Origin of the sequence: Sutterella massiliensis, from assembly GCF_016899755.1 — a bacterium.
In the GTDB taxonomy this organism is placed as follows: domain Bacteria; phylum Pseudomonadota; class Gammaproteobacteria; order Burkholderiales; family Burkholderiaceae_F; genus Sutterella; species Sutterella massiliensis.
Genome location: NZ_JACJJC010000371.1, coordinates 1 through 323, shown reverse-complemented (window position 1 = coordinate 323; position 323 = coordinate 1). Strand labels below are relative to the sequence as shown.

Below are 323 nucleotides of genomic sequence, written 5' to 3'. Positions count from 1 at the left end.
GCTCCTTTTGGTCGCGCTCTTCCCGATCCTTCGAGGCGTGGGCGTCTCGGCCGCTTCTGCCGCAGCCGTGATCGGCACCTCGGCCGGCATGACCTTTGCGCCGACGGCGGGCACGGCCAATCTCGCCGCCAAGGTCGCGGGACTCGATCCGATCATCTATCTCGTCGAGTACCAGCTTCCGATTGCGATCCCGACGCTTATCGCTGCGGGTGCCGCGCATTACCTCGTGCAGCGCTATTACGACAACAAAGGCGACGACGTTTATACGGAAGCTGCTGAAGTAAAGCAGACCGAAGCGCCCGAAGTGCCCAAGTGGTATGCGC

At 62.5% G+C, this 323-nt stretch carries 1 pseudogene; it reads left to right on the top strand.

The features are described from left to right. Nucleotides 1-323 (top strand): annotated as a pseudogene (locus tag H6A60_RS12960) (C4-dicarboxylate transporter DcuC); the annotation flags it as partial.